This is a genomic window from Streptomyces sp. NPDC008137, from assembly GCF_042957035.1.
Classification (GTDB): Bacteria; Actinomycetota; Actinomycetes; order Streptomycetales; family Streptomycetaceae; genus Streptomyces.
Genome location: NZ_JBIBHN010000004.1, coordinates 102,197 through 118,835, shown reverse-complemented (window position 1 = coordinate 118,835; position 16,639 = coordinate 102,197). Strand labels below are relative to the sequence as shown.

Genomic DNA, 16,639 nt, shown 5'->3' with positions numbered 1-16,639 from the left:
TCTAGCATTGGTCTAAACCAGACCGGAAGGGCGGCCGGGCGGTTCGGCCGAAACCGGACCGCCCGAGCCCGCCGTCACAGCGCGCTGTACAGGGCGTCGACCAGTGCTGTCTTCCGCGGGTCGTCCGCGATATGGGGCCCCATACGGTTCATCACGTACCCGAGGGACACCTCCGCCTCAGGGTCGGCCAGCCCGCAGGAGCCGCCGAAGCCGTCGTGACCGAAAGCGCGCGGGTTGGGCCCGTAGGAGCCGTTGGAGCCGCTGAGCCACAGCCCGAGCCCCACCTCCGTCTCGTTCTCGAACCCGGCGCCGAGCACCAGGTCCCGGCAGCTGCCCTGCCCCTCGCGCACCCGCTCGGCCGCCTCGGGGGACAGGACGCGGTGGTCTCCGTACGACCCGCGCCCCGCGAAGACGCCGTAGAGCTCGGCGACCGCGAGCGCGGTGCCGTGCCCGTTCGCCGCGGGAATCTCGGCGGCCCGCCATTCGGGGGTCCCGGCCCCGGCGGCGGACACCGGTGGGTTCGTCAGCGCCGCGATCGCCGCCGGTGCCAACTGGGCGAAGACAGCGGCCTGTTCACTGCTCGCCGCCGCCGGCGGCTGGACCAGCTCGGCCACCCGGCCGGAGTCCTGCGTCAGCAGGCCGATACGGAAGTCGATCCCCAGCGGCGCGGTCACCTCGCGCTCCAGGAAAGCCCCGGGGCGCAGCCCCGAGACCCGCCGTACGACCTCGCCGACCAGATGGCCGTAGGTGAGCGCGTGATAGCCGGACCGGGTTCCCGGTTCCCACCAGGGCTGTGCCGCCGCGAGCCGTTGCGTGGTCAGCTCCCAGTCGCAGAGCTGCTCCAGCGAGTGCGGTTCGCGCAGCCCGGCCAGACCGGCCCGGTGGGACAGCAGGTGCCGTACGAGGACCTTCTCCTTGCCCGCCGCCGCGAACTCGGGCCAGTACTCGGCGACCGGCGCGTCGAGGTCCAGCAGCCCCCGGTCGGCGAGGATGTGCGCGCACAGCGCCACCGGGCCCTTGGTCGTGGACCACACATTGACGAGCGTGTCCCGCTCCCACGGCCGGGAGCGCTCCGCGTCGGCCCAGCCGCCCCACAGCTCCACCACCGTCGCGCCGCCGACGGTGACGGCCACCGCGGCGCCCAGCTCGTCCCGCTCCCGGAAGTTCTCCTCGAACGCCCTGCGTACCGCCGTGAACCGCGCGTCGCAGCGCCCGCGCACCTGTGTCTCGTTCTCGGACATGAGCCCCTCCGCCGACCGTCTCGGGGCCGGGCCGCCGTGGAGCGGCCCGGGCGCGAAGAACGTACCGACTGGTCGGGACCGTGTGGAAGCCCGTCGGCGGTGAACGGCCGGATCAGATGTAGGAGCGCATCCAGCGCAGCTTGGCCGCCTCCTGGAAGGGGCCGCCGCCCTCGTGGTCGTTGAAGTCGTACACCTCGATCTCCTTGTCCTGGTGGCTCCAGGCGTTGAAGGCCGCGAAGACCGTCGAGGGCGGGCAGGTCTGGTCCTCCAGAGCCGCCGAGAAGAGCGCGGGCGCCCGGCCGCGGGCGGCGAAGTGGACGGCGTCGAAGTAGGAGAGCGTGCGCAGGGCGTCCGCGGCGCGACCGCGGTGCGTCTTGAGGTACAGGCCGATCTCCCGGTACGGGTGCCGGTCCGTGAGTGTCGCCGCGCGCGGATAGTCGCACAGGAACGGCACGTCCGGCGCGATGGCCGCCAGGTCGGGGACCAGGCCCCCCACCGCGATCGTGATGCCGCCGCCCTGGCTGGCGCCGACGGCCACCGTGCGCGTGGCGTCGGTGAGGGGGTGCGAACGGGCCGCCTCCACGGCCCGCACGGCGTCCGTGAACACCCGGCGGTAGTAGTAGTTCTCCGGCGCGTCGATACCGCGCGTCATGAAGCCCGGGAAGGCCGGCGCGCCGCCCACCGGATCCGCCGTGCCGCCGCCCGCGCCCCAGGCGCTGCCCTGCCCGCGGGTGTCCATCACGAAGTGCGCCCGGCCCGAGGACGCCCACAGCAGGTGCTCGTGCGGCAGTCCGCGTCCTCCGCCGTAGCCGATGAACTCCACGACCAGCGGCAGCGGTCCGTCCGCCCCGGCCGGCAGCGTCAGCCAGCCCTTGACCGGGTGACCACCGAAACCGGCGAACGTCACGTCGAACACCTGCACGGTGGAAAGGCCCGTGTCGACCGGTTCGAAGCGGGCGTCCAGCTCGTGCTGACGGGCCTCCTGGAGCGTCTTGGACCAGAACGCGTCGAAGTCCTCGGGCTCGGGGGAGGCGCTGCGGTACTCGCGGAGTTCATCGAGAGGAAGGTCGAACAGGGCCATGCAGGACCGCCTTGGGTGAGGAACAGCTGCGGAGACAGAGCGGATGATCACACTAAGGGGGCGGTCGGCGGACTCGCCAGGCATTTTGTCCTGCTGCCGCACACCGGGGTCCGTCACGCGCGGCGGTGCGTCCACTGCGGTTCCGTACGGGCCCACGCCCGGTCCCACTCGGCGAGCCTGCGGCGCAGCGCCACCCGGCGGACGGCGAAATGGCCGAGAAGCACCACGAGCACCGCACCGCCCGCGGCACATGCGCCGATGGTGACGGTGTGCTGCCAGACCGCGGTGCCGTGCACCGGCGGGGGAACGTTCCGCCCCCGGGAGTCGAACCAGACGTCCGCGACCTCGCCCTGCCGGGTGCCCGCCGGGACCCGTGCCGTCGCCGTGCGCGTCCCCTCGCCCGGCTCCGTCCAGCGCACGGTCGCGCGGAACGCGTGCTGTCCGCCGGCCTCCGCCGTCGGCAGCGGTTCGCCCTTCCCGCCGACCACCTCGGCACGGACACGGTGCCGCTCGGCGCGCTGCTCCGCCGATAGCGACGTCGCCTCGTCATGGGCCCACGAGGCCGCCGCCACTCCCGCCAGAGGCGCGCCCACGAGCAGCAGGACGGCGACCACCAGCACCGTCCACGCCTCGACGACATCGGACCGGCGCCGCAGCGGACTGCGCCGCCAGCGCCAGCCGCGCACCCGGATTCGCATGTCGACCTCCTCACCGTCACCGCGACCGGAGGGCCGGGCCGGCCGTACAGTGGCGGTGCCGCTCCCTCCGCGTCATGCCACGCCTGCGCGTACGGACCGGGTACCCCCTCCGACGCGCATCGATCGCTCGTCGTGGCTCCGGTACGGAGCACACGGCGGCGGCGCCGGGCCGTCACTCCGCTCCCGGGATCAGCCGAAACGCTCGATGCGAACGCGGTCCACCGGCTGACCGGCCGTCACGAGCAGCCGCGAAGCATGCTCGGCGAAGGAGTTGGAGCCGCACACATAGGCCTCCCACCCACCGGACGGATGCTCGGCCAGGAGTGGCGCCACATGTGCCGCGGCCATACGTCCCACCGGTACGCCCTCCGGCGCCGCGCGGGTGAAGACGGGTGTCGTCTCCGCGCCGAACTCCCGGGCGTAGATGAGCTCCTCGGGGCTGCGCGCGGACACCAACAGCCGCAGCGGCACGGTCAGGTTCCGTGCCCGGTGGTGCCGGACCATGGACATCAGCGGTACGACACCGGAGCCGGCGCCGATCAGCAGCGCGGGCCGGTCGCCGGGCCAGGCGAAGAAGCCGCTCACCGGGCCCCGTACCTCGACCTGGTCGCCGGGCCGGGCGACGGTGTGGAACCAGCCCGAGACCTCGCCCCCGTCGACGTGATCCAGGGTCAGCTCGACATGGCCGGAGTCGTCCGGGGCGGAGGCGATCGAGTAGTGGCGCTGGGCCGTGTAGCCGTCCTCGGCGGTCAGCCGCACCATCAGGTGCTGGCCGGGCAGGTGCCCCGGCCAGCCGGGTACGGCGAACCGGAAGGTGGCGGCACGCGCGGTCTCACGGCGGATCTCCGTGAGCGTGGCGGTCTGCCACACGGCGGCGGCCTGCCCGCTCACGGCGATGCGCCCGGGCACGGCGAAGCGCGTGGGAGGCACGAAGGTCTCAGTCACCGGAGTACCTCTGCTCCTCCCACGGGTTGCCCCGCTCGTGATAGCCGTTCCCCTCCCAGAAACCCGGCTCCTCGTGGTCGAGGATCCGCAGGCCCGCGATCCACTTGGCGCTCTTCCAGAAGTACAGGTGCGGCACCAGCAGCCGCGCCGGACCGCCGTGCTCGGGGGCGAGCGGCCTGCCGTCGTACTCCCAGGCGATCCAGGCGCGCCCGCCGGTGAGGTCGGCGAGCGGGAGGTTCGTGGTGTAGCCGGTGTGCGCATAGGCGACGGCATGGGTCGCCGACCCATGGGGCCGGACCACATCGAGGAAGGCGTCCAGGGACGCGCCCGAGAACCGCACCCCGAACTTCGACCAGCTCGTCACGCAGTGGATGGCACCCTCGTACGCCGACGACGGCATCCGGTGCGCCTCCTCCCAGCCCCAGGTGCGGGGCTCGGCCACCAGGCCGTCGACGCGGAACGTCCAGTCGGCGGGGGCCAGGTCGGGAGTGACCTCGGCGGACAGGACGGGCCAGTCGTCGCCGGCGTCGTACTGACCGGGCGGCAGACCGGGGTCGTCGACGCGGGGGCGCCCGGTGAAGCCTCTGGTGATGTGCATGGGGTGGCTGCCTCCGGACCGGGCCGACGGTGCCCCGCCGGGCCGGGATGATCAGTGATTGCGTATTCAACCGTACGTGCGGTGCGCCTCAGTCGTGCCCACCGGGCCCGGAGCCCGCGTTGTAGCGCACGAGACACTCGGCGAACAGCGACAGATCCTCGGCCGGCCAGTCCGCCAGCCGCTCCCGGAAGGCGCTCCGGCGGCTCTCGGTGACCCGGGCCAGGACGCGCCGGCCGGCCCCCGTCAGATGCAGCACCAGGACGCGCTGATCCTCCGGGTCGGGGCGGCGCTCGATGAGACCGGCGCGTTCCAGGGCGGCCACCTGGCGGCTGACGGTGGACTTGTCCAGGGCGTAATGGGCGGCCAGGTCGGTGGCACGGCAGCCGCCGCTCTCCTCCAGATGCCCGAGCAGCGTGTACGACACCAGCGACAGCTCGGGGTGCATCCGCCCTGCCGCGGCACGGGCACGGCGGGCGAAGACCGTCATCTCCCGCTGGATGGTCTCCACGGCGTCTGCCGGGTTCACCTGGCCTCCCTCATAGCGCTGCTGCCTGGCCTTTCCATGGTTGCATGCCCCAACCACCTGTCGGCCGGGCGGCAGGTCCCGGTCCCGTACCGGGCGGCCGGTCCGTCAGGTAGTGTTGCCGTCCGGCCGCGAACCGTCCCGGCCGTCGGAAGACGAGGAGGTGAGACCCATTACCGCTGTGTCAGCTCGGGTGCTCACTCCTCGATGCCGCGCGGATTGCCGCCCGTAGGCGACCGCCCGAGCGCCCTTCGGCTCTCGAAAGGCTCCTGTCTTCCATGCCCTCCGTGTCTTCCCTCCCGCCCTCCATGCCGTTGTCCCGTGCCTCCGTGGCCGACGCCCTGCGCGCCGCGGGATGCGTCTTCGCCGAGGACGAGGCCGAGTTGATCCTCTCCACCGCACGAACCCCGGCCGAAGCGGCCGTCATGGTCGAGCGCCGCGTCGAGGGTCTGCCCCTCGAACTCGTCGTCGGCTGGGCCGGCTTCGGGGGCCTGCGCGTCACCGTCGCCCCCGGTGTCTTCGTGCCCCGCCGCCGCACCGAGTTCCTGGTGGAACAGGCCCTCGCCCAGGCGCCCGGCGCCACCGTCGTCGTGGATCTGTGCTGCGGCTCGGGCGCCGTCGGCGCGGCGCTGGCCGCCGGGCTGGGCCCTGTCGAACTGCACGCCGCCGACATCGATCCCGTCGCCGTGGGCTGCGCGCGCGGCAACGTCGCCGCCGCCGGTGGCCACGTCCACCAGGGCGACCTGTTCGAGGCGCTGCCCGGTGAACTGCTCGGCCGCGTCGACATTCTCGCGGCCAACGTGCCGTACGTGCCCAGCGGCGAGATAGGCCTGCTGCCCCCGGAGGCCCGTGACCATGAGCCGCTCGTCGCCCTCGACGGCGGCACGGACGGTCTCGACGTCCTGCGCCGGGTCGCCACCGAGGCCCCCCGCTGGCTCGCCCCCGGCGGCTGTGTCCTGGTGGAGACCGGCCGGCACCAGGCACCGACCGCCGTCGCCGTCTTCGAACGCGGCGGCCTGACGACCCGCCTGGCCGTCTCGGAGGAGCTGTACGCGCATGTGGTGATCGGGGTCAGGCGGTAGGTGCCGATCGGTCCGGGGCCGTCGCCCGTGCGATGAGCAGGGCCACGTCGTCGAAGTTGTCCGGCTCGTGGAGGGTGCGCAGGAGCAGGTCGCAGACCTCCTCCAAGGGGCGGTCGGGGCCGTCCAGCAGGGACAGGAGGGTGTCCAGGCGGTCGTCGAGCGGGTCGCGGCGGGTCTCGACGAGGCCGTCGGTGTAGAGGACCAGGCGATCGCCCGGCTCGAGGTCGACCGTGGTCGTGGAGAAGGGGACGCCGCCCACGCCGAGCGGCACCCCGGTCGGCAGGGCGAGCAGTTCAGGAGGCCGGCCGGCCCGGACGCGTACCGGTGGCAGATGCCCGGCGTTGGCGATCCGGCACTGTCGCAGATGCGGGTCGTGGACGGCGTAGACGCAGGTGGCGATGGCCTGCTCCAGGCCCTCGGTGATCTTGTCGAGGTGCTCCAGGAGCCGGGCCGGGTCGAGGTCGAGGGAGGCCAGCGTGTTGGTCGCCGTACGCAGCCGGCCCATGGTCGCCGCCGCGGGGATGCCGCTGCCCATCACGTCGCCCACGACGAGCGCGGTCGTGCCGCCGTCCAGCGGGATGACGTCGAACCAGTCACCGCCGACCTCGCTGGTGGCCCCGGCCGGCTGGTAGCGGGAGGCGACCTCGAGTCCGCCCGTGACCGGCGGATGACTCGGCAGCAGACTGCGCTGGAGGGTGAGCGCGGTGTCCCGGGCGCTCTGGTACCAGCGGGCGTTGTCGATCTGCACGGCCGCGCGGGCGGCCAGCTCGCGCGCCAGCAGCAGGTCGTCCTCGGCGAACGGCAGCGGATTGCGGGTGCGCTTGAGGTCCAGCGCCCCCAGCACCTCACCGCGCGCGATCAGCGGAACCGCCAGATAGGAGTGCACCCCGGCCCGGCTCAGCAGTTGCGCGGCCTCCGGGGAACGGGCGATCCGCGGCAGGTCCTCGTCCGTGACCTGCGGCAGCATCACGGGGCGGGCCGTGCGCACGCACTCGGTGACGAGCCGGTCGGGCGCGTACCGGGCCACCTGCCCCGGAGGGTCGGCCGCCTCCAGGGCCTCGGCCGAGTCGTACCCCTGGACCGCCAGCGCGCGGATCACGGCCGACTCGGCGGGGCCGAGACTGGTCCGCCGGCCCCGCACGACCGCGTCCAGCAGGTCGACGGCCGCGATGTCGGCGAGTTCCGGCACGGCCACCTCGGCGAGCTCGTGGGCGGTGCGGTCCAGGTCCAGCGAGGTTCCGATCCGGCCGGAGGCGTCCGCGATCAGGGCCAGACGCCGCCGCGCGGCCTCGGCCTCGATGCCCGCCCGGTACTGCTCGGTGACGTCGACGATCGAGACGGCCACGCCCAGCACGGTCCCGAAGGCGTTCTCCAGCCGGTACAGCGAGATCGACCAGGCGTGGTCCTGGTCCGGGTCGGCCGGGGTGCGGCCGATCGTGGACTGGTCGACGACCGGGCTGCCGGTGTCCAGGACCCGGCGCGCCGCTGCCTCCAGGGCCTCGACGTCCATCTGCGGCACCACCTCGCGGACCGTACGGCCCAGGTGTGCCTCGGCCGGTACGCCGTTGATCTCCTCCAGCGCCGCGTTGACCGAGACGTACCTGAGCTCGGTGTCCAGCACGGCCAGCCCGGTCGGGGACTGCGCGATCATCCGCGTCGACAGCGCCACCTCCCGCTCCAGCCGGTGCACGGTCGACTGGTCGGCGCACAGCCCGAGCGCGTACACGTCCCCCTGGTCGTCCAGCAGCCGCATGTTGCGGAACTCCACGAGCCGCGTACTGCCGTCCTTGTGCCGGATCGGGAAGGCGCCCGCCCAGCTCTGCCCGGTGCCCATCACGTCCGCGAACAGCTTGACCACCAGGTCGACGTGCTGCTCGTGGACCATGATCCGGGCGGCGTACTCGCCGAGCGCCTCCTGCGCGTCGTACCCGAACAGTTCCTCGGCCTGCGGGCTCCACAGCACGATGCGGCCCTCGGAGTCGAGGACCACCGAGGCCACGCGCAGGACGTCGAGCAGCCCGCTCGGTCGCGCCGACCCGCGCGGCGGCTCGTCGCCCTCGGCCACGGGAGACCCGGCTGCACTCATCCCACGCCCCGCCTTCGCCGATCCTCGCGGCACGCCATGGTGCCGACACCCCATGTTCTACCGCGCGGAGCCGTTTCCTCGAGGCCCCTTCCGTCACCTTCCACCATCTCCCAACACGGCGCGTACCGCCCCGCAAACCGGTCACCGGAACCGGTGCGCTGCCGGTAGTGCTCGCCGGAAGGTGGTGCTTTGCTGGGGTAGGGGCGGATACGGCAGCGTGACCAGAAGAGGAGCGTCACGATGGACCTTGAGCGACCGCACCCCCACTCCGTCTCGGTGGAGATCAGCGGATGCAGCAAGCACGACGCCCGGATCGTGTTCGACACGCTGTGCGCCTGCTTCGAGTCGGACCGGTGCGCCGACGACGTGCCCGAGGAACTGCACGAGACCCGTCCGACCGTGTGGCTCGGCACCTTCGACGTCGCCGACACGCACGAGGGCGCGACGCGGCCGGCCCGGCTGTCGTCCTCCGTCGACGCCGACCTGCACGGCGGGTACTGGGCGATCGAACAGTTCCGTATGAGGCTGGACTCCCTGTTCGCCGTGCAGGACCTGACCACGGTCCCCGGCGACCAGGAGAAGGAACTGCACGTGCGCCTCGAGAGCCGGTGATCCCCTGGTCGTAGCCGACTGTGCCCTCCATCACCTTATGCAACTAGTTGCATAAAGCGTGGGTAGTCCTCTAGAACTACGGGGACGACACCGCGCACGGAGGGCCCGATGAGCCGATACCCGCACCTGCTGACCCCCCTCGACCTGGGCTTCACGACCCTGCCCAACCGGGTCCTCATGGGCTCCATGCATGTCGGCCTGGAGGAGGCCGACGGCGGTTTCGAACGCATGGCCGCCTTCTACGCCGCCCGCGCCCGCGGGGGAGTGGGCCTGATCGTCACCGGCGGCATCGCGCCCAACGACGAGGGACGTCCCTACGAGGGCGGTGCGAAGCTCACCACCGAGGCGGAGGCCGAGCAGCACCGGGTCATCACCGAGGCCGTGCACCACGCCGGCGGACGCATCGCGATGCAGATCCTGCACTTCGGCCGGTACGCCTACCACCGGGACCTCGTCGCGCCCAGCCCGCTCCAGGCGCCGATCAGCCCCTTCCCGCCCCGCGAGCTGAGCGACGCCGACATCGAGCGGACCATCGACGACTACGTCCGCGCCGCCCGCCTGGCCCGGCACGCCGGCTACGACGGTGTGGAGATCATGGGCTCAGAGGGCTACCTCATCAACGAGTTCATCGCCCGGCACACCAACCAGCGCACCGACCGCTGGGGCGGCTCGTACGAGAACCGCACGCGCTTCCCGCTGGAGATCGTGCGGCGGGTGCGCGAGGCGGTCGGCGAGGACTTCATCGTCGTCTACCGGCTGTCCATGCTCGACCTCGTCCCGGGCGGCTCGACGCTCGACGAGGTGATCACCCTCGCCAAGGCCGTCGAGGCCGCCGGGGCGACGATCATCAACACGGGCATCGGCTGGCACGAGGCCCGTATCCCCACCATCGCCACCTCGGTGCCGCGCGGCGCGTACACCTGGGTGACCAAGCGGCTCATGGGCGAGGTGTCCGTCCCGCTCGTCACCACCAACCGCATCAACACCCCCGAACTCGCCGAGGAACTGCTCGCCGAGGGCGCGGCCGACATGGTGTCGATGGCCCGCCCGATGCTCGCCGACCCGGACTTCGTCATCAAGGCGGAGGCCGGCCGGCCCGAGGCGATCAACACCTGCATCGGCTGCAACCAGGCCTGCCTCGACCACACCTTCAGCGGCCTGATCACCTCCTGCCTGGTCAACCCGCGCGCCTGCCACGAGACGGAACTCGTGCTCTCCCCGACCCGGCTGCGCAAACGCGTCGCGGTCGTCGGCGCCGGACCGGCCGGTCTCGCCTGCGCGGTCTCCGCGGCCGAGCGCGGCCACGACGTCACCCTCTTCGACGCCGCGAGCGAGATCGGCGGGCAGCTCAACGTCGCCCGCAAGGTCCCCGGCAAGCAGGAGTTCGACGAGACGCTCCGCTACTTCCGCACCCAGCTCGACTGGCACGGCGTCGACGTACGGCTGGACACGCCCGTCACGGTCGCGGACGTCGACGGCTACGACGAGGTCGTCGTCGCCACCGGCGTCAGTCCGCGCACCCCCGACATCCCCGGCGTCGACCACCCGAGCGTCCTCGGCTACCTCGACGTGCTGCGCGACGGCGCCCCCGTCGGCGGCCGGGTCGCGATCCTGGGCGCGGGCGGCATCGGCTTCGACGTCGCCGAGTACCTCACGGACGGCGGCGAAAAGGCCCACGAGGACCCGGCGACGTACTTCCGTCAGTGGGGCGTCGACCTCGACTACCGCGCCCCCGGCGGCCTCGCCGCACCCGAGCGGCCCGCCCCGCCGCGCACCGTCCACCTGCTCCAGCGCAAGACCTCCAAGGTCGGCGCCGGCCTCGGCAAGACCACCGGCTGGATCCACCGCGCCGAACTCAAGCACCGCGGCGTCACCATGGTCCCGGGCGTGCGCTACGACCGGATCGACGACGCCGGACTGCATGTCACGATCGACGGCGCGAGCACGGTGCTGGAGGTCGACACGATCGTGCTGTGCACGGGGCAGGAGCCGCGCCGCGGGCTGTACGAGGAACTGGTCGCCGCCGGGCGCAGCACGCACCTCATCGGCGGTGCCGACGTGGCCGCGGAACTGGACGCCAAACGCGCCATCAAGCAGGGCACCGAGCTGGCGGCGGCGCTGTAGGGGCCTTCGGCCCGTCCCTAGGATGACTGGTATGTCACTCCCGCACGCGATCCTCACCGCCCTGCTCGAGAAGCCGTCGTCGGGCCTGGAGCTGACCCGCCGGTTCGACCGGTCGATCGGCTACTTCTGGTCCGCGACGCACCAGCAGATCTATCGCGAGCTGGGAAAACTGGAGGCCGACGGTCTGATCCGGGCCCTGCCGTCCGAGCAGCCGGCGCGCGGGCAGAAGAAGAGCTACGAGGTCCTGCACGCGGGCCGCGCCGAACTGGCCCGCTGGACCGCCGCCTCCCAGAACCCCAAGCCGCACCGCGACACGCTGCTGCTGCGGCTGAGGGCGGCGGCCGTGGTCGGCACGGCGGGCCTGGAGGCCGATCTGCGACGCCATCTGCGGTTGCACGAACGGCAGTTGGCGGAGTACCGGGAGATCGAGCAGCGTGACTTCCCGCCCGGCCGGGACGGCACCGAGGACCGGCTGCGGCATCTGGTGCTGCGGGCCGGCATCGACCTGGAGACCTTCTGGACCCAGTGGCTCGGCAGCGCCCTTGCGGAATTCGCAGAGCTTCCGGACGGCGAGCCGACCAGCCCGGCCTGATCCGGGTGTGACGGTGGCCCGCCCGACCGGAGCGCTTCGGGAGGGCGGGCCACCGTCCGTACCGGGTCAGAACCGGTACGGCTTGTTGCGGCGGCGCAGGTACCAGGCCGTCCCGAGCAGGCCGGCCCCGACCAGTGTGCCGCCGGCCACCAGCGTGACGGTCCCGTAGTCCGTGGCGCTTCCGCCGGAACCGCCCATGACGCCGCGGGACGGCGACGCCGACGGGGACGGGGACGGGGACCTCGTGGTCGTGGGGGAGGGCGTCGGGGAGACGACGACGGACTGGGTGCCCGCGGTCGTGCCGTCAGAGCAGATGACGATGACGGTGTACGTCCCCGCGCTGACGCTCGACCAGGCGGCGGACTGACTCGTGGACGTCCCCGACAGGGTCACCTGGCGCCCCTGGGCGAAGCTGCCCTGGCTGCTGGTGAGCAGTGAGGCGGTGCCCCAGCTGCCGTTGATCTGGGTGCACGCGCTGGTCGTGACCGACACCGTGTTACCCGTGGTGCTCACGGAGATGCCCGGGCCCGCCACTGCGGGCACCGCGGCCAGGGCGAGGGACAGAGCGGCGGCGGCTGCCACGGTCAGGCCGGAGCGGAGAACTGGCGATGAGTTGCGCATGTGGACTGCCCTCCGGCGGCACGGTTGGCGGTACATCCCTAGCGCCGCCGAGGGTCGGGGTCGCCCGTGCTGCCTCAGGGGTCAGCCAAAGCGCCCCGGGCCCCGGCCGCACGCCGGGTTCCGCCGTGCAGGTGACAGGGTCCGTCGGCCGGTCCCGTCGCCGTGGTGCCGCCGTCACCGTCGCGCGCCCGTCGTCACCGTCCGCTCCGCCGAGAAGCCGCCCCAGGTGCCGTCGGGCAGCATCGCCCGGATGCGGACGCGGTGGGTGGCACCGGAGACCTGCCCCACGTAGAAGCTGTGCGTCGCCCGGTCGCGCGGAGCGCTGCCGCCGTACACGAGGGACGTGGCCGCGCGGCCGTCCAGCTGGATCTGGTACTCGGTGATCTCGCCGTCCGCACGGGGCGGCACCCAGCTCAGGTCGACGTGGTACGCCCCGTCCTCGCGGTGGCTCGTCGCCCGGAAGCCGGTGGGGGCCGTGGCGCGGCCGTCGTCCGTGCCCGGGGTGGTGAGGCGGACGGCGGTACTGGCGGGGGAGACGTTGCCGGCCGCGTCCCTGGCCCGGACGGTGAACGCGTAGGACGTGCCGGGCCGCAGCCCCGTGACCACCGCGGCCGTCTGGTCCCCGCTCACGCTGTGGATCTTCGCGGCTCCCTGGTGGATGTCGTACGACACCACGTCCCGGTCGTCCGTCGAGGCGGACCAGGACAGCTGGACCGCCCGGTTTCCGGCGGCCCGTCCGCCGGGGCCCGAGGGGCGGGTCGGCGCCGAGTGGTCGTCCGCCACGGCAGCGGGTGTCCGCGCCCGGACCTGACGGCTGGGCGGCCCGAGCCTCCCGTCGGCGTCCCGCGCCCGTACGGTGAAGACGTACAGCGTGGACGGCCGGAGCCCGGTGACGTCCACCATGTGCCTCGGACCCGGTACTTCTCCGGCCTTCGTGGTGCCCCGATACACCTCGTAGGCGTCGGCCCGCGCGGTCACGTTCCACATGACGTGCACGCTCGTCGCGCTGCCCGCGTCCGCGGTGACGCCCGTCGGTGCCCCGGGCGCACCACCGACGTCCTTCTCCTCCGCTCCGGTCCAGCCGCAAGCGGCGGCCGGTGCCAGGGCCGCGCAGAGCGCGACGCGCCGGAGGAGACGGGCGGGAGCGGGAAACGGGACGAGGACGTGTCGCACGGTACTGCCTCCCGGGATGACACTCGGGAATGGTACGGACCAATATGACGCGGCTGACGCGGTCACTTCAAGAGGGTGGTGGGGGAGGGTGACGCGGGGTGCCGAGACGGCCGCGCGTCACCCTCGCAGTTCGTGACCACCCGGGAGGGTTACGTATGCTGAAGTCACTCACGGCCGAACTCCTGGCATACGCACGAGAGTTCGGACCTGTCGCGCGGACCGCTGTCGTCGCAGATCCCGTGCCGGCACGGGTGGCCGGGGTGCCCGGGTCTCACACGGACTCAGGTCCCCGGCCCCTGCCGGTGGTTGGCGGCGTGGGCCGTCCGGCCCTCAAGGGGTGACCGGACGAACAGCCCGGGGGAACAGATGCGGCTGATTGCCCGTCAGGTCCCCTCAGGAGAGGCTCACTCATCGTGCGTGTCCAGTCGCTCACCCTGGCCGCGGCCAGTGCCGCCCTGATCGTCCCGACGGCACCGGTCGCCACGCCGGCCCAGCCGCGCACCCAGCCGGTGGTGTGGCGCCCGGTGGTGTGGCGCCCGGTGGTGTCGCGCGGGGACCCCGTCAGCGCCGCCGACCTGCTGGCCAGGGCACGGGACTGCGCTCCGGTGTCCCGCGGCCGGTACCGCAAGGACAACGGCTCCGCCGCGAAGATCCCGGTCTGCGGTACCCGCGACGCCGTCTTCTGGAAGGCCGACATGGACATCGACTGCGACGGCCGCCCCGGCCCCCGCTGCAACCGCCGCACCGACCCCCATTTCGCCGCCGGCACGGCCTACCCGCAGTCCGACGGCCGCCCCTTGAGCGCCGAACGTCTCCCCTTCGTCGTCGTGCCCGCCCCGAGCCGCATCTGGGACTACCGGGACCATGGCGTGGGCGGCGGTTCGGCCGTGGCCGTCGTCTACCGCGACCAGGTGCAGTACGCCGTGGTCGGTGACACGGGCCCGCGGGGCGTCATCGGGGAGGCGTCCTACGCGACCGCCGAGGCCCTCGGCATCCGTCCCCACCCGCTCCGGGGCGGCATCGCCTCGGGCGTCACCTACATCGTCTTCAAGAACACCCGGGTGTCGCCCATCGAGGACCACGCGGCGGCCGTGGCGACGGGGGAGCGGGCGGCGAGACGGTTCGTCGACGGGGCCCAGTGATTGACGGGGCATCAACCATGGCTCGCCATGCCCGGGCACGCCGCCGTCCGGCGTGCCCGGGGCCGGTCTCACACCTTCCGGTACGTGTACGCCTCCGCGGCGGCCGACTCCACCGCCGCCAGATCGGCGCCGGTGCCCGCCGTGACGACAGCGGCCACGGCTCCCTCCACGAACGGGGCGTCCACCAGCCGTGTCCGCTCCGGGAGTTCGTCGCCCTCCGCGAGCAGCGCCTTCACGGTGAGCACCGCGCTGCCCAGGTCGGTGAGGACGGCGACGCCCGCACCGCGATCGACGGACGCGGCCGCCGCGGCGATCAGTTCGGCGCTGGTGCCGAGCCCACCGCCCTCGGTGCCGCCCGCCGGAGCGACGGGCACCGCCGGACCACCGCCCGCGAGCCCCTTCGCCAGCGCGGCGACCGACGCGGCCACCTCCGCGCTGTGCGACACCAGCACGATTCCCACCAGCCGCTCGTCACTCATCGGCGGCCTCCACGAGTGCGGCGACGAGGAGCGCCGCCGATGTGGCGCCCGGGTCCTGGTGCCCGATGCTGCGCTCGCCCAGATAGCTCGCCCGGCCCTTGCGCGCCTGCAGGGGCGTCGTCGCCACGGCGCCCTCCTCCGCGGCGGCCCGCGCCGCCGCGAACGAGTCACCGAGCGCGTCCACCGCGGGCACCAGCGCGTCGATCATGGTCTTGTCGCCCGGGGCGGCACCGCCGAGCGTCATGACCGCGTCCACCCCCGTCCGCAGCGCCTCGGCCAGCTGCTCCGCGCTGACCTCGCCGGCATCCCCGAGCGCCTTGCCGGTGCGGCGCAGCAGTGTGCCGTACAGCGGCCCCGAGGCACCGCCGACCGTCGAGATGAGCTGGCGTCCGGCCAGCGTCAGCACCCCGCCGGGCGTGCCGGGGGCCTCCTTCTCCAGGGCGGCCGCGACGGCCGTGAACCCGCGCTGGAGGTTGCTGCCGTGGTCGGCGTCCCCGATGGGGGAATCGAGGGCGGTGAGCCGTTCCGCCTCACGGTCGACGGACGCGGCGGTCGCCGTCATCCAACGGCGGAAGAAAGCGGCGTCGAGCACTGGATCTCCTTGCCTGGTAGATACGTGGTGATCCTCTACCCCCTGTGTGTCACATGCCCCAGCGCAGACCCGCGGTCTTCACCGGCGCGTCCCACAGCCGCAGCAGTTCCTCGTCGACCTGGCACAGGGTGAGCGAGGCGCCCGCCATGTCGAGGGAGGTGACGTAGTTGCCCACGAGGACCCGGGCCACGGGTACCCCGCGCTGGGCGAGCACACGGTGCACCTCGGCGTTGAAGCCGTACAGCTCGAGCAGGGGCGTCGCACCCATGCCGTTGACGAGGACCAGTACGGGATTGCGCGGCTGGAGGTCCTCCACCACGGCCTCGACGGCGGCCTCGGCGATCTCGCCGGAGGTCATCATCGCCCGCCGCTCCCGGCCGGGCTCGCCGTGGATCCCGATGCCCAACTCCAGCTCACCGGTCGGCAGGTCGAAGGTGGGGCTGCCCTTGGCCGGTGTGCTGCAGGCGCTCAGCGCGACACCGAAGCTGCGGGAGTTCTCGTTGACCTGCCGGGCGATGGCCTCCACTCGCTCCAGCGGCATGCCCTCGTCGGCGGCGGCACCGGCGATCTTCTCCACGAACAGGGTCGCGCCGGTGCCACGCCGGCCGGCCGTGTAGAGACTGTCGGTCACCGCCACGTCATCGTTGACCAGCACTTTCGCGACCTGGATGCCCTCGTCCTCGGCCAGCTCCGCGGCCATGTCGAAGTTGAGCACGTCGCCGGTGTAGTTCTTCACGATGAACAGCACCCCGGCCCCGCTGTTCACGGCGGCGGCCGCGCGCAGCATCTGGTCGGGCACCGGGGAGGTGAAGACCTCACCCGGACAGGCCGCCGACAGCATGCCGGGCCCCACGAAACCCCCGTGCAACGGCTCGTGTCCCGAGCCTCCGCCCGAGACCAGCCCCACTTTTCCGGCCACGGGAGCGTCCCGCCGCACGATCACCCGGTTCTCCACGTCCACGGTCAGCTCCGGGTGGGCAGCCGCCAGACCGCGCAGCGCGTCCGCGACGACGGTCTCCGGGACGTTGATCAGCATCTTCACGGGTACCT

General features: G+C 72.9%; 17 protein-coding genes. 5 read left to right on the top strand and 12 right to left on the bottom strand.

The annotated features are described in order from the left end of the window. Window positions 1-74: 74 nt before the first annotated feature. From ACFZBT_RS08690 to ACFZBT_RS08665, 6 genes are all read right to left on the bottom strand, one after another. Window positions 75-1,241: a serine hydrolase gene (locus ACFZBT_RS08690; protein ID WP_391100137.1), complete on the bottom strand. Its 1,167-nt coding sequence runs from the start codon at window positions 1,239-1,241 to the stop codon at window positions 75-77. Window positions 1,242-1,353: 112 nt separating this feature from the next. Continuing rightward, window positions 1,354-2,322: an acetylxylan esterase gene (locus tag ACFZBT_RS08685; protein ID WP_391100134.1), complete on the bottom strand. Its 969-nt coding sequence runs from the start codon at window positions 2,320-2,322 to the stop codon at window positions 1,354-1,356. A gap of 113 nt (window positions 2,323-2,435) precedes the next feature. Further along, window positions 2,436-3,020, bottom strand: coding sequence for a hypothetical protein (locus ACFZBT_RS08680; protein ID WP_391100133.1), 585 nt, complete (start codon window positions 3,018-3,020; stop codon window positions 2,436-2,438). A gap of 189 nt (window positions 3,021-3,209) precedes the next feature. Continuing rightward, entirely contained in the window at window positions 3,210-3,965 is a 756-nt protein-coding gene (locus ACFZBT_RS08675) for an FAD-binding oxidoreductase (RefSeq protein WP_391100130.1), read from the bottom strand. Continuing rightward, entirely contained in the window at window positions 3,958-4,563 is a 606-nt protein-coding gene (locus ACFZBT_RS08670; RefSeq protein ID WP_391100128.1) for a molybdopterin-dependent oxidoreductase, read from the bottom strand. Before ACFZBT_RS08670 ends, ACFZBT_RS08675 begins: the two co-directional genes overlap by 8 nt. Window positions 4,564-4,651: 88 nt before the next feature. Further along, complete coding sequence (locus ACFZBT_RS08665) at window positions 4,652-5,089, bottom strand: MarR family transcriptional regulator (protein WP_391100125.1); 438 nt, start codon at window positions 5,087-5,089, stop codon at window positions 4,652-4,654. Window positions 5,090-5,364: 275 nt separating this feature from the next. On the opposite strand from ACFZBT_RS08665, the gene ACFZBT_RS08660 reads away from it, so the two are divergent. Then, window positions 5,365-6,168 (top strand): putative protein N(5)-glutamine methyltransferase, encoded by an 804-nt coding sequence (locus ACFZBT_RS08660; protein WP_391100122.1) that lies wholly within the window; start codon window positions 5,365-5,367, stop codon window positions 6,166-6,168. On the opposite strand, the gene ACFZBT_RS08655 is transcribed toward ACFZBT_RS08660, so the two are convergent. After that, on the bottom strand, window positions 6,158-8,254 hold the full coding sequence (locus tag ACFZBT_RS08655) for a SpoIIE family protein phosphatase (RefSeq protein ID WP_391100119.1): 2,097 nt from the start codon (window positions 8,252-8,254) through the stop codon (window positions 6,158-6,160). The genes ACFZBT_RS08660 and ACFZBT_RS08655 overlap by 11 nt on opposite strands. Before the next feature lie 240 nt (window positions 8,255-8,494). Between ACFZBT_RS08655 and ACFZBT_RS08650 the strand changes: the two genes are divergently transcribed. The 3 genes from ACFZBT_RS08650 to ACFZBT_RS08640 all read left to right on the top strand — a co-directional run bounded on the left by ACFZBT_RS08650 (window position 8,495) and on the right by ACFZBT_RS08640 (window position 11,582). Continuing rightward, window positions 8,495-8,866, top strand: coding sequence for a hypothetical protein (locus ACFZBT_RS08650; RefSeq protein WP_391100117.1), 372 nt, complete (start codon window positions 8,495-8,497; stop codon window positions 8,864-8,866). A gap of 108 nt (window positions 8,867-8,974) precedes the next feature. Continuing rightward, window positions 8,975-10,990 (top strand): FAD-dependent oxidoreductase, encoded by a 2,016-nt coding sequence (locus ACFZBT_RS08645; protein WP_391100115.1) that lies wholly within the window; start codon window positions 8,975-8,977, stop codon window positions 10,988-10,990. A gap of 31 nt (window positions 10,991-11,021) precedes the next feature. After that, a complete protein-coding gene (locus ACFZBT_RS08640) occupies window positions 11,022-11,582 on the top strand; it encodes a helix-turn-helix transcriptional regulator (RefSeq protein ID WP_391100112.1) in 561 nt (186 codons plus the stop codon). Between the two features lie 66 nt (window positions 11,583-11,648). Here the strand turns inward: ACFZBT_RS08640 and ACFZBT_RS08635 are convergent, their stop codons facing one another. Then, window positions 11,649-12,203, bottom strand: a complete 555-nt coding sequence (locus tag ACFZBT_RS08635; RefSeq protein WP_391100110.1) for a hypothetical protein — start codon at window positions 12,201-12,203, stop codon at window positions 11,649-11,651. A gap of 174 nt (window positions 12,204-12,377) precedes the next feature. After that, the gene (locus tag ACFZBT_RS08630; RefSeq protein ID WP_391100107.1) at window positions 12,378-13,376 is read right to left on the bottom strand and encodes a fibronectin type III domain-containing protein; all 999 of its coding nucleotides are present in this window, start codon (window positions 13,374-13,376) and stop codon (window positions 12,378-12,380) included. A 413-nt stretch (window positions 13,377-13,789) separates the two neighbouring features. Between ACFZBT_RS08630 and ACFZBT_RS08625 the strand changes: the two genes are divergently transcribed. Beyond that, window positions 13,790-14,518 carry a glycoside hydrolase family 75 protein gene (locus tag ACFZBT_RS08625; protein WP_391100104.1) on the top strand — a complete coding sequence of 243 codons (729 nt, stop codon included), beginning with the start codon at window positions 13,790-13,792 and terminating at the stop codon, window positions 14,516-14,518. Between the two features lie 68 nt (window positions 14,519-14,586). On the opposite strand, the gene ACFZBT_RS08620 is transcribed toward ACFZBT_RS08625, so the two are convergent. Genes ACFZBT_RS08620 through dhaK form a run of 3 tightly spaced genes read right to left on the bottom strand, consistent with a single transcriptional unit; the run spans window position 14,587 to window position 16,631 of the window. Continuing rightward, window positions 14,587-14,997, bottom strand: coding sequence for a PTS-dependent dihydroxyacetone kinase phosphotransferase subunit DhaM (locus tag ACFZBT_RS08620; protein ID WP_382488318.1), 411 nt, complete (start codon window positions 14,995-14,997; stop codon window positions 14,587-14,589). After that, window positions 14,990-15,589, bottom strand: coding sequence for a dihydroxyacetone kinase subunit DhaL (dhaL, locus tag ACFZBT_RS08615; RefSeq protein ID WP_391100100.1), 600 nt, complete (start codon window positions 15,587-15,589; stop codon window positions 14,990-14,992). Before dhaL ends, ACFZBT_RS08620 begins: the two co-directional genes overlap by 8 nt. 49 nt (window positions 15,590-15,638) lie before the next feature. Continuing rightward, entirely contained in the window at window positions 15,639-16,631 is a 993-nt protein-coding gene (gene dhaK, locus ACFZBT_RS08610) for a dihydroxyacetone kinase subunit DhaK (RefSeq protein ID WP_391100098.1), read from the bottom strand. Between the last annotated feature and the right edge of the window lie 8 nt (window positions 16,632-16,639).

Excerpts from the sequence above, each read along its gene's own strand:
- ACFZBT_RS08640 (WP_391100112.1), top strand. The coding sequence starts at position 11,022 with ATGTCACTCCCGCACGCGATCCTCACCGCCCTGCTCGAGAAGCCGTCG.
- ACFZBT_RS08660 (WP_391100122.1), top strand. The coding sequence starts at position 5,365 with ATGCCCTCCGTGTCTTCCCTCCCGCCCTCCATGCCGTTGTCCCGTGCC.
- ACFZBT_RS08655 (WP_391100119.1), bottom strand. The coding sequence starts at position 8,254 with ATGAGTGCAGCCGGGTCTCCCGTGGCCGAGGGCGACGAGCCGCCGCGC.
- ACFZBT_RS08650 (WP_391100117.1), top strand. The coding sequence starts at position 8,495 with ATGGACCTTGAGCGACCGCACCCCCACTCCGTCTCGGTGGAGATCAGC.
- ACFZBT_RS08635 (WP_391100110.1), bottom strand. The coding sequence starts at position 12,203 with ATGCGCAACTCATCGCCAGTTCTCCGCTCCGGCCTGACCGTGGCAGCC.
- ACFZBT_RS08685 (WP_391100134.1), bottom strand. The coding sequence starts at position 2,322 with ATGGCCCTGTTCGACCTTCCTCTCGATGAACTCCGCGAGTACCGCAGC.
- ACFZBT_RS08645 (WP_391100115.1), top strand. The coding sequence starts at position 8,975 with ATGAGCCGATACCCGCACCTGCTGACCCCCCTCGACCTGGGCTTCACG.
- ACFZBT_RS08620 (WP_382488318.1), bottom strand. The coding sequence starts at position 14,997 with ATGAGTGACGAGCGGCTGGTGGGAATCGTGCTGGTGTCGCACAGCGCG.
- ACFZBT_RS08690 (WP_391100137.1), bottom strand. The coding sequence starts at position 1,241 with ATGTCCGAGAACGAGACACAGGTGCGCGGGCGCTGCGACGCGCGGTTC.
- ACFZBT_RS08670 (WP_391100128.1), bottom strand. The coding sequence starts at position 4,563 with ATGCACATCACCAGAGGCTTCACCGGGCGCCCCCGCGTCGACGACCCC.
- ACFZBT_RS08680 (WP_391100133.1), bottom strand. The coding sequence starts at position 3,020 with ATGCGAATCCGGGTGCGCGGCTGGCGCTGGCGGCGCAGTCCGCTGCGG.